The 11,030-nt window shown below is 62.2% G+C and carries 10 protein-coding genes; 1 reads left to right on the top strand and 9 read right to left on the bottom strand.

The window, feature by feature from the left end; all coding sequences use genetic code 11:
- Positions 1 to 35 precede the first annotated feature (35 nt).
- The 8 genes from ACU8HS_RS10030 to epmA form a co-directional block, all read right to left on the bottom strand.
- A complete protein-coding gene (locus ACU8HS_RS10030) occupies positions 36 to 1,214 on the bottom strand; it encodes a glycosyltransferase family 4 protein (RefSeq protein WP_447015896.1) in 1,179 nt (392 codons plus the stop codon).
- Between the two features lie 46 nt (positions 1,215 to 1,260).
- On the bottom strand, positions 1,261 to 3,735 hold the full coding sequence (locus ACU8HS_RS10025; RefSeq protein ID WP_447015829.1) for a glycoside hydrolase family 2 protein: 2,475 nt from the start codon (positions 3,733 to 3,735) through the stop codon (positions 1,261 to 1,263).
- Between the two features lie 16 nt (positions 3,736 to 3,751).
- The gene (locus ACU8HS_RS10020) at positions 3,752 to 4,714 is read right to left on the bottom strand and encodes a DUF1839 family protein (protein WP_447015828.1); all 963 of its coding nucleotides are present in this window, start codon (positions 4,712 to 4,714) and stop codon (positions 3,752 to 3,754) included.
- An 8-nt stretch (positions 4,715 to 4,722) separates the two neighbouring features.
- Entirely contained in the window at positions 4,723 to 5,631 is a 909-nt protein-coding gene (locus ACU8HS_RS10015) for an amino acid--[acyl-carrier-protein] ligase (protein WP_447015827.1), read from the bottom strand.
- Positions 5,632 to 5,635: 4 nt separating this feature from the next.
- Positions 5,636 to 6,817, bottom strand: coding sequence for an acyl-CoA dehydrogenase family protein (locus ACU8HS_RS10010; protein WP_113498519.1), 1,182 nt, complete (start codon positions 6,815 to 6,817; stop codon positions 5,636 to 5,638).
- A complete protein-coding gene (locus tag ACU8HS_RS10005) occupies positions 6,817 to 7,068 on the bottom strand; it encodes an acyl carrier protein (protein WP_112564399.1) in 252 nt (83 codons plus the stop codon). The genes ACU8HS_RS10010 and ACU8HS_RS10005 overlap by 1 nt, the downstream gene beginning before the upstream one ends.
- Before the next feature lie 264 nt (positions 7,069 to 7,332).
- Positions 7,333 to 8,385, bottom strand: a complete 1,053-nt coding sequence (locus ACU8HS_RS10000) for a lysine-2,3-aminomutase-like protein (protein WP_447015826.1) — start codon at positions 8,383 to 8,385, stop codon at positions 7,333 to 7,335.
- Positions 8,382 to 9,446, bottom strand: coding sequence for an EF-P lysine aminoacylase EpmA (epmA, locus tag ACU8HS_RS09995; RefSeq protein WP_112702687.1), 1,065 nt, complete (start codon positions 9,444 to 9,446; stop codon positions 8,382 to 8,384). Before epmA ends, ACU8HS_RS10000 begins: the two co-directional genes overlap by 4 nt.
- A gap of 150 nt (positions 9,447 to 9,596) precedes the next feature.
- Here epmA and efp point away from each other — a divergent pair, with 150 nt between their 5' ends.
- Positions 9,597 to 10,166 (top strand): elongation factor P, encoded by a 570-nt coding sequence (gene efp / locus ACU8HS_RS09990; RefSeq protein WP_112564393.1) that lies wholly within the window; start codon positions 9,597 to 9,599, stop codon positions 10,164 to 10,166.
- Between the two features lie 135 nt (positions 10,167 to 10,301).
- On the opposite strand, the gene ACU8HS_RS09985 is transcribed toward efp, so the two are convergent.
- Positions 10,302 to 11,030: an SIS domain-containing protein gene (locus ACU8HS_RS09985; protein ID WP_112564391.1), complete on the bottom strand. Its 729-nt coding sequence runs from the start codon at positions 11,028 to 11,030 to the stop codon at positions 10,302 to 10,304.

Here is an 11,030-nt window from a genome sequence, read left to right as displayed (position 1 = left end):
GGAAATATTAAAATAAAGGGGAGTGAGGCCCCGGCTTAGCTCGCCTGCATCGCCGAAAGCCTTGAAAGCGCCTTGTCGTAGCTGTGCTCGGCAAGATGACGTATCAGATAGGCCCGCGCTCCCTCCGCCTTTCGCCGCGCGGCATCAGGATCGGAATGGATGTTCCTCAGATGGGCCGCAGCTGCCCTCGGCGAGGGATCGGCCCAAACGACGTCCTTGAGATCGGCAAATTCCGGATGGCTGTCGACGACGGGAATGAGCGCCGGCTCGACCAGCCAGGTATTGTCGGGATCGCAAAAATCGACCGTGCCGGACCATCCGGTCGATACGACGGGCGTGCGGTGCATGATCGCTTCGGCCACCGTCAGGCCGAAGCCCTCGGAACGGTGCAGCGAGAGATAGGCGTTGGAATCGCGAAGAATGCCGTTGATCTCCGAACTTGCCAGATTGTCGGTGACGATCCTGATGTTGCGGTCGCCTTCCACGGACTGCACGAGCGCCCGAAGCGCCTCATCGCGGTCAGGATGGCCACTGGCCTTCATCAGCAGGAAGGCATTGGGGCATTCGGCGCTGAAAAGCCTGAAGGCCTCGATCGCCGCCTGCGGGTTCTTGCGGTTGATCGAGGAGCCCGCACTGAAGATGAACGATACGAGGAAAGCATCCTCGGCGATCCCGAATTTCTGCCTGGTCCCGTCAGCCGCCGGCCGCTCGCTCACCGGATGCGGCACGACGATGACAGGTGCTGTCGTATGCGGCGCGATTGCCCGTCGGGTGAACTCTGAGGGAACGAAGACGGCATTCATGTAATGCATGGCATTGCGCCATTCCGCCGGCACCACCTCGAGCTCCCAGGCCCAGTAACCGATATTGAAAGCGCGGGCAAAATTGCCGAGGCCTTTCTTCAGGATCGCCCGCGGCAGCATGGGCGGATTGAGATGCCATATGCGGCTTCCCGGCTGGCCGCCGGAGACGTGGGCGAACGCCCACTCCACCAGCTTGCCTTCGTCCGGATGCGTGCTGACATCGGCAAGCATGATTTCCCGACCCGCATGCGAAAGCGCGGCCGCACAAAGCCTTGCCGATTCCCCGACGCCGGCCGCCATCGACAGATAGCCGACGATCTCCACCGGCCGGCGCGGATTGAAAGCGAGCCGCGACCTCACAATGAGCCGCTGCAGCAAATGCCCGCGCACGCTCCGATAGACGCCCCGCAAAGCTTCTTCCGCCTGCACCCTGATGGTCACTGCCGTTCTCCAGACCTTAAAGCGCGAAACGGCGCGACGCGCCGACGCTCCTGATTTCGCCCGCCGGCAACGCATCGCCGTCGATGCCCGCAGCCGCGATCAGCCTCACCCGCTTGGATGGACCTGGCGCCAGGTGGAACCAGTCCTCTTCCGCTCGATAGCCTTCAACGTCGATATGCACCGATTGGGCGAGCCTGTCGGTCGCAAGCGTGACGAACCAATCGTCGCCCTCTCGCATGAAGGACGCCTCGATCGTCGCGTCGTGGAACGCTTCGGCCCGGCCGCGCGGAAAATGGAAAGCTTGTGCGAGTAGCGCGCCATCTATCGTCGAGCGCAGCCAGGCAACGCTGACATCATGCGAGGGCGCCCCGAAACGGAAGGCATAGGCCGCATCGAAAAAGCCGCCGAAGAGATCGGTGCAGGCGATACGCTCGGTGCTTCTGGGTTCCAGATTGAAGGCCTTGCTGCCGCTCGCGACCTGCTGCCGCCCGTCGCGCAGGCACGCGACATCGAGTTCGAGAGCAACGACCTTGTCGGTTTCGTTGATGACATGTGCGTAGAGGCCGTTTGTCCCCTCATCCGTGAAGATAACCTGCACAGGGCGGAAGGCGCGGCGCATGGCATGCCAGACGGGCTTCGGCTCGCCGGTGGAATCGATCACGCCCCAGCCTGGACCTGGCAGCAGATCCTGCAGGGTCCAGACGAGTGCGCCGTTGCAGGACGATCCCTTGCGCCGCCATTCGGCAAACGTTTCCTCGAGCACCTCGCCGGTCACGGCGCGCGAAAGCTCAAGATAGCGTTCGGGGTCTTCGCGGCGCAGCCTGGCCGGATCGACATCGTAGAGAAGGCCGAGATAAAAATCTCTGACATCCTCGAAATCCCACGAAGCGCCGCGGTCGCGCGGCACCCGCTCCTTCCAGAGCGGACTGTGAACAGAGGGTACGTCGAGATGCCGCTGCAGGGTCCTTTGCTGCGGCACGTGAGCGAAAGCGAGGCTTTCGGCCGCAAAGCGCACGTCAGCGCGCCGCGCATCGCCGAGCGGCCGCATATAGGCGCCGACGCCATAATAATGCGTCACGCCGGCATTGGGCGAGAAGGGCATGGCCCCGCCATAGGGTGAATTCGGCACATAGGGCGCATCGGGCCGCATGCGCTGGCAGATCGCGGGGATGATCTCGTCGGTGATCGGTCCGCTCCAGAAATCCGCGGGCAGCCCGAACATCGCCGCCTGCTGGTGCATTTCGCTGCCGCCGCAGAGAACCGCAAGCGAGGGTGAAAGCTGTACGCCGTGCAGGAACTCTTCCACCTCGGCATGAACATGGCCGATGAAAGTCTTGTCATTCTTCGGATAGTCGAAATTGGCGAACATGAAGTCCTGCCAGACCATCAGCCCGAGTTCGTCGCAGAGCGCGAAAAATTCAGGCGTCTCATAGGCCATGGTACCACCGACGCGGATCATGTTCATTCCAGCCTCGGCGGCCAGCCGCAGGAAGGGCTCGTAATCGGCCCGTTCGCCCGGCAGTCTTACGATATCGGCCGTCGTCCAGGCGGCGCCGCGGCAGAAGACCCGCTCGCCGTTGACGAGAAGCGCGAAATCATTGCCATCCGCGCCATGGTCGACCTCGATCCGCCGGAAGCCTGTCTTGCCGAGCGAATGTTCTTCACCGTCCAGAACGAGCGTCACGTCGTAGAGACGCGGTATGCCATGCGTGTGCGGCCACCATGTCTCGACGTCAGGCAATTTGAGGATCGCCGAATAGTGCCGGTCGCCGATCTTTTCGAAACCCTGCTCGGCGCCGGCACAGCGCAGCAGCATGACAGGCTCTTCGCCGGCTGTGTAAAGCGAGACGCTGAGCCGCCCCGTGCCGTTTTCCTCCAGCACGGCGCGTACCGTGACGTTATCGACCGAGGCCGCGCCCCGGCACACCAGCGAAATCGGCCGCCATGGGCCAACTGCGTGGATTTCCGGGCACCAGCCGGGCATATGGCCGAGCAACGTGTTGCGCACGTTCTTCAGCCCTTGGGGCGTGATCATTTGCGGCCGCCAGCGCGCACGCGGCCCGGGCTCCGCCAGACGGGGGCCGAGAGCCCGGAAGCAAAGCGCCAGCTCATCACCGCCTGTCAGCGTCACCGGCATCTCATGGGCCGTGAACATGCTCTCGGAAAACAGGATTTCCTGACCGTTCAGGAAGACATGGCAAACCGTCGCAAGCCCCTGGAGGCGCAGGATCGCCTCGCCCGGCTCCGCGTCGAAGAGGCGGGTCAGATACCAGGCGTCCCTGGTGTTCAGTGCCTGCGGATTTTCGCGGTCGAAGAGACCGGCTCTTTCGAGCGCGGCTGCGACAGTGCCCGGGACGGGCGCCGGAATGAACTGTGCGGAAAGGTGGATATCGTGGGGGGTCGCGCAGGCGTCAGGCTCGGTCAGAACCAGATTCCAGCCTTCGGAAAGCAGGCTTTCCTCAGCCCCGATGCTTGCCAACCGCCCCCGCATGGTCAGATCTCCGGCGTCAGACTCGCTCCGCAAGCGAAGCCATCATCGAATCCCACGCATCGGCGGCCGGATCAAGAGCAGCCTTCAGCGGCTCGAACTTGCGGCGGGTGACGGCGCGGGCAAGCTGGAACTGAACCGACTTCGCCGCTTCCGAGATTCGACGCGCTTCCTCGACCGCGGCACCAAATTCGCCGGCAGAAAGCCAGGCGAGGTGATCGGCAGCAAGCTCGAAATTCGCGCCCACCTGCCGCAACGTATTGAAGGCGTACTTGTGGAAGAAGCCGAAGGGGCGGTCGGCCACCGCTTCGACCTGCAGCGGAAAAACCTCTGCGAAGGCACGGATCGGATTGGCCCCCGGACGGCGGCCGAAATGGAAACCAAGCAGCCGTCGGGAAACCGCGCGCAGATGCGCTTCGCCAGCCGGACGTTCCGGAAACTTGGCGAATTCCGTATAGGGCAGGAACGGCGCATCCTCATCCGTCAGATGAGTCTGGAACAGCCCGTCGAAATCCTCGCCCTCGATGCGGAAATAGCCCGCATTATGGAAATAATCGACACGCTTGCCGGCAAAATCCAGCCGGTTGATCGCAACCGTGGTCTTGCCGTGTTCCTGCCGATAGGCCGTGCCGCGCGTATCCGGCATGTAGAAGGAATCCATCTCGATCAGGCAGAGCCGGCCGCGGGCGATCTGCACCTCGACATGCCGTTCGACACGGTCATAGATCGCAAGCTCGGTGGCGCGGATGCCGTAAAGCGCTTCGAGATCTTCGAGCGGCACCTTGAAGAAGGTGAACTGGTCGCCTTCGAAATCCTGCGTCAGCGTGAAGCCGAGCATGGCCTCCGGCGCAACGCCGAAGGTCGAGAGCACCTCGATCCAGAGATCGATATAACAATTGGTCTCCGGCCACATGCGCTCGCCGGAATGCAGCGCATGCGTCTTGTAGGTATCGGGATCGATACCCGCAAAGACCGACGTCATGGAACCGCTCAGCCCCACAGCACTTTCCGCACGCTTGCAGGCCATTCCTTCACGTCGAGGCCGTGGGTGTGGAACAGGGCGAGCGCGATACGCTCGAGGCCGAAACCGACGCAGGCCGTATGGGCCACGCTGCCGTCTTCAAGGTTCAGGCCCCACTTCAGGCCGAACGAGTCCTGATGATAGTTGAAGCTCATGCAGGCCGTCGGCTTTGCCGCAGATGTGATCGGGATCAGCAATTCGAACTTCAGGTTCTGGTCGCGCTGGTTGTTGACCATCATCTTGCCGGCGCGTCCGAAGAACGGGTCGTTGGCAACGTCGATCGTCACATCGAGACCGACCTGTTTCATCATTTCGACGCCGCGGTCCATCCAGCACTGGCGGAAATCGGTCACATGCTGCTCGGTGCCCATGCAGACATATTCGCGCATGCGGAAGAGCTGCTGGCGGGCAGGATCCTTGGAAGGCTCATGGCGGAAGCAGTAGGACTGCAGGTCGAAAAGACCACCCTTGGCCGGCAGGTTGCCGCGTTTGGCAACTGTCGGATAGAGCGGATAGCAGGCGGCCGGCGTCAGCACGATATCGGTCGCTTCCTGGCCCTTGGTCCAATCGTCGCCGACTTCCATGCATTGCAGCAGGCTCATGTGGTCGAGTTCGCTGCCGCAGAAGCTGTGTACCGTACCGGCAAGCTGCGGGAAGCTCTTCATGTAGCCGCTCTTTTCGAAAAGCGCGCGGTTCATGCCGGGCGGAAAACGCATCGCCTCGGCGCCGTCTGCGCCGCCGAACGTGTCGATCAACCGCTCGAAGGCGGCAATGACGTCTTCGAACTGGCCGCTGCGGCCATAAAGGCCGTCAACGCCGGTATCGATCAGCAGGCCGGACTCGAAGAGCCGGTCCAGAAACGATGTCTGCATATCCATGGCTTTACCCCAGTAGGCTAGTGTCCTGCTTATGGACAAGGAGCATGCTCGACGTGTTGCCGAGGATGCGGTCGTTCGAAATCATGAGCTGCGCGGAATGAGCGTCGCGCAGATGGCGTCCGAGACTGAAGGGCGTGCCGTTCTTGTAGCCCATGATGCCGCAGATCAGCATGGCGTGATTAACGATCTCGAGGATCGTTTCCGAAGAGGCGATCTTGACGTTGTTCATCGCCACGGCAAAGCCCATCGAGGAGAGCTTGTCGCCGTCCGCCTTTGCCTCTTCATAGGCCTTGAGGCCGGCAACCACATTCGATTTCACCATCTGCAGAAGGTTGGAGACCTCCGCAAGACGAAGCGCACCGGGCGGCGTGGCGTCGGGAGACTTGCGGGCGGCAGCGCGCACGAAGGCCTGCGCGCGGGAAACGGCATCGACCGCGATGCCGTACCAGACGCCGCTCCACAGAAGGTGCGAGGAGGCGAGCATCGATTGCGCGGCGATTTCCGCGAAAGGTTTCGGCAGGATCTGTTTGGCCGGCGCCTCGCCCTTGAAGAGAAAGCCATCGGAGCAGGTGCCGCGCATGCCGAGCGTGTTCCAGACATGCGTCTTTTCGAGCGTGTACTGATCCTTCAGGAAAGCAGTCAGCACCTGATCGGACGAAGCCGCCTGCGGATGGCTGCGCGAAGTGATGAGAATGGCATCGGCGTGCGAACCGTAGGAAATGACGGTCGCATCCTTTTGCAGCCTGCAGATGTCGCCGTCGATTTCGATGGCGCAGATGCTGTTGCGCAGGTTGCCGCCGATCCCGCCCTCGGTGGTGGCGGAAGCGATCAGCAGCTGCTCGGCAACGATGCGGCGCATGAAGGCGCTATGCCACTCGCTGTCGGCGCCGTGTTCGACGAGGCTCGAAAGCTTGATCTGGTGCATGGCAAAGACCATCGCGCTTGCCGCGCAGGCCTGGCCGAGCATCGAGCACAATTCGGCGATATCGGTCGTGGAAGCGGCCTCGCCGCCGAGATGGCGCGGAATCTGGATGCCGAGCAGGCGCTCGGCCTTCATCGCATTGACGGCCTCCTGCGGGAACCGGCCTTCGAAATCGACGGCATCCGCATGTCTTGCCGCAATTTCGGCGACGCGGGCAGCCCTTGCGACCAGGCTGTCTTCCGTGATTTTGACCGGGACGTTCATCAGGCGACCTTTCGGCTATCCCGAATGAGATCGACCGTCTTGGCAATCGCCGAGATGCTCGCGAAGGACTTGCGGTTCAGGAGATTGTCTGGAAATTCGATGTCGAATGCTTCTTCGATGCCGAGCATGAGCTGCACCGAGGCGAAGGACGTCAGGCCCGCAGCGTAGAGATCCGCATCGTCGGCGACCTGATCGACGGGTACAGGAAGCTTACCGAACTTGGCTACGAGGTCGCGGATTGTCTTGTTCATCCCATTCACTCCAGATTTTCATGATCCTGAGCCGGCATTCATCGCCTTTTCATGGGAGTGCTTTTAGTACGGAAAACAGAACATTCCGCTAATACAACTGGTTAAATATGACTATGACTCACACTTTGCATTTTACAGAACTTGCCCGCACGATGACTGATAATTCATATCTATCAATAGCTTGATATGACCTGAGAAAGCCGGCGGCAAATGGCTTTGGCTGCGTCGAGTGCAGAAATGGTACGCCGGGGCCACGCTTCTGCGTTAACCGGCCGGCGGATAAGAATGCTCGCCTCCGCGATAGTCCGAGACCGAGTAGCAACCCTCGCCGGTCGCCTTCAGGGCGCTTTGGCCGATCACGGCCTTGCCGTAGCCGCCGGGAATATCCAGGATGTAGGTAGGCTGGCAGAGGCCGGAGATACGGCCGCGAAGCGCGGCGACGATCGTCTGCCCCTCCTCTATCGACAGCCGGAAATGGCTGGTGCCGGGCGCAAGATCCGGATGGTGCAGATAATAAGGTTTCACCCGCGTCTCAACGAAGGCCCGCATCAATTCCGCCAGCACATCGGCATCATCGTTGACACCCTTGAGCAGGACCGACTGGCTGACCATGACGATGCCGGCATCGACGAGCCGGGCGCAGGCGGCGCGCGCTTCCGCCGTCAACTCGCGCGGATGATTGGCGTGAAGCGCCACATAGACGGTCTTGCCGCTTGCTTTCAGCGCCGCGACCAGATCCGCGTCGATCTTCTGCGGATCGACGACGGGCACGCGTGTATGGAAGCGCACGATCTTCACATGCTCGATCGCTGCAAGCTCGCTCAGAATTTCGCCGAGACGACGCGGCGAAAGCACCAGCGGATCGCCGCCGGTCAGGATCACCTCCCAGATTTCGCCGTGGCAGCGGATATAGTCGAAGGCCGCCGACAGGGCCGCGGGATCGAGCGTGCCGAGCCCCTGCGGCCCCACCATCTCACGCCGGAAACAGAAGCGGCAATAGACCGGGCAGACATGCACGGCCTTCAGCAATACGCGGTCCGGATAACGATGGACGATACCCTCCACCGGACTGTGGGCATGGTCCCCGATGGGATCGGACCGCTCCTCGGGCCTTGTGACAAGCTCCGCCGTATCCGGCACGAACTGCCGCGCAATCGGATCGGCCGGATCGGCGTGATCGATCAACCGTGCCATAGCAGGCGTCAGCGCAATGGCATAGCGCGCAGCGACCTCCTCGAGCGCCAGCCGCTCGGCCTCCTCGATCAGGCCTGTCCTGACGAGATCGTCGACGCTCTTGAGAGGACGCATGACATTCATCGGCCATACTCCGCGACAGGCGCCCAGAGCACCTGATCGATCCGCGAGGCTCCTGTCGCCAGCATCACCAGCCGGTCGAAACCGAGCGCGATGCCGCTCGCCTCGGGCATGAGGGCGAGTGCTGCCAGAAAATCCTCATCGAGCGGATAGGTCTCGCCATAGACCCGCATCTTCTCGGCCATCTCGATCTCGAAACGCCGCCGCTGCTCGGCAGCATCGGTCAGTTCCCCGAAGCCGTTGGCAAGCTCGACCCCGCAGGCATAGAGCTCGAAGCGCTCCGCTACCCGCCGATCGCCTGCCGAAGGCCGCGCAAGGGCGGCTTCCGAAACCGGGTATTCGTCGAGAATGGTAACGCGACCGAAGCCGAGATGCGGCTCGACCTTTTCCACAAGGACCCGGCTGAAGAGATCGGCCCAATGATCGTCATCGGCAACCCGCATACCAGCCCGCCGCATTTCTGCGGCCAGATGTTCGCGATCCGTCGAGCCGTCGGCGCCAACCGAAGCCAGAAGATCGATACCGGCATGGCGGCCGAAGGCTTCCGCGACGCTCAGCCGCTCCGGCCCCGCAAAGGGATCGCACTCGGCGCCGCGATAGGTGAGTTTCGCCGTCTTTACCGTTTCAGCGGCGAGCGCCAGCATACGCACGCAGTCCATCATCAGGCTCTCATAGCTCTCGCCTGCCCGATACCATTCGAGCATCGTGAACTCGGGATGGTGCAGCGGCCCGCGCTCGCGGTTGCGGTAGACATGCGCAAAACAGGCAATGCGCTGCTCGCCGGCCGCCAGCAGCTTCTTGCATGCAAATTCCGGCGACGTATGCAGGTAGAAGGCTGCGGCCTGTCCGTCGGTCGTGAGCGCCTCCGTAGCAAAGGCGTGCAGGTGCGCCTCGTTGCCCGGCGAGATCTGCAGCGTGGCGGTATCGACCTCGACGAAGTCCTCACGAGCGAAATAACCGCGCAATGCCGCCTGGATCGCGTTGCGCCCGATGAGGAACGGGCGGCGATCGGAATGCACTGATGGCGTCCACCAGGGAGACGCTTTGGTGCTCGTAAGGTTCATTCAACGCTTTCCTTGCCGGAATCGGCCGGGATGGGGTGGCTATTTCCGCGATTTTAGGTTAGTGCGCCCCCGAAGAAAAAATCATTTGCGTCTTCAGGGCCATTCCGACAGTCCTCTACGACGCCGAAAGCCGACTTACAAGGAAGTCTTATGGTCAAGATCATCGCCTCTTCGGTCCGCAAGGGCAACGTTCTCGATGTCGACGGCAAGCTCTACGTCGTTCTCACCGCCCAGAATTTCCACCCGGGCAAGGGCACGCCGGTCACGCAGGTCGACATGCGCCGCATCGTCGACGGCGTGAAGGTTTCCGAACGCTGGCGCACGACCGAGCAGGTCGAGCGCGCCTTCGTCGAAGACGTCAACTTCCAGTACCTCTATGAGGATGGTGAAGGCTTCCACTTCATGAACCCCGCGACCTACGACCAGGTGGTCGTCAGCGAGGAAACCATGGGCGACCAGAAGGCCTATCTCCAGGAAGGCATGACCTGCATCCTGTCGATCCACGAAGGCGTCCCGCTCGCTCTCGAACTGCCGCGCCACGTGACCCTCGAGATCGTCGAGACCGAGCCGGTCGTCAAGGGCCAGACGGCTTCCTCTTCCTACAAGCCGGCAATCCTCTCCAACGGCATCCGCACCTCGGTTCCGCCCCATATCGACGCCGGCACGCGCGTTGTCATCGCGACCGAAGACAATTCCTACGTCGAGCGCGCCAAGGACTGAGCGCATCGCTTTTCAGGGATTCGAACGGCCCGAAGCACGCGCTTCGGGCCGTTTTCGTTTGATCGGAAATATCCGCTCGCTTCCGCGGCGCCGATGCCGAACAGTGGAAGGCAGGCAAAAGCGCGAGCCTCCGGTTCAAAGATGCGGGTTGCGCGGCCTGTATTTCTTCACGAGCTTCTGGTTGATCTCGGCCGCACCCGGCATGTTGGCGCTGAGATAGACGGGCGCATCGCCCAATTTCGAAAGCTCGGAGGCGACGTCCGCGAAGATGGCATTGATGACGGTGACGCCCACCGCCGTCGAGACCGGCCCGACCCGGAGCCCCGTGCCGTCAAGACCGAGAACGGCATCGCCCGGCGGCAGCCCGTTGTCCAGAACCACGTCGGCCACGTCGGCAAGCCGGCGGCGCCCGTTGGCGATCGCCGTCGAATAGGCGATCGAAGTAATGGCGATCACCTTGGCGCCGATTTCGCGCGCGTAGTCGGCCGCCTCGATCGGTGCAGCATTCACGCCTGAATTGGAAGCGATGATGATGACATCGCCCGGCTGCATGCCGTAACGCTCCAGCATCGGCCGCACCAGGCCCTGTGTGCGCTCATAGACCGAACTGATGACGGCACCCTCATGCAGCATGGCCGAGCCGACGAGAACGGGCACGGTGAAAGCAAGCCCGCCGGCGCGGTAATGCACCTCTTCCGCCAGCATATGCGAATGGCCGGTACCGAAGACATAGACCCGCTTGTCGGCGCGGGCGGCTGCGAGGATCGCTTCGGCGGCCTGCGCCATCGGTTCGGCAAGTGCCCGCTTCAATTCCTCCAGCCGGCCGATGAGATTGGAGAAATAGGCGTCGGTGATGTCGCTCAT

This window comes from Rhizobium sp. KDH_Rht_773_N (assembly GCF_052946295.1).
The sequence above is the reverse complement of the archived record's forward strand: the minus strand, read 5'-3'. Positions and strand labels throughout refer to the sequence as shown.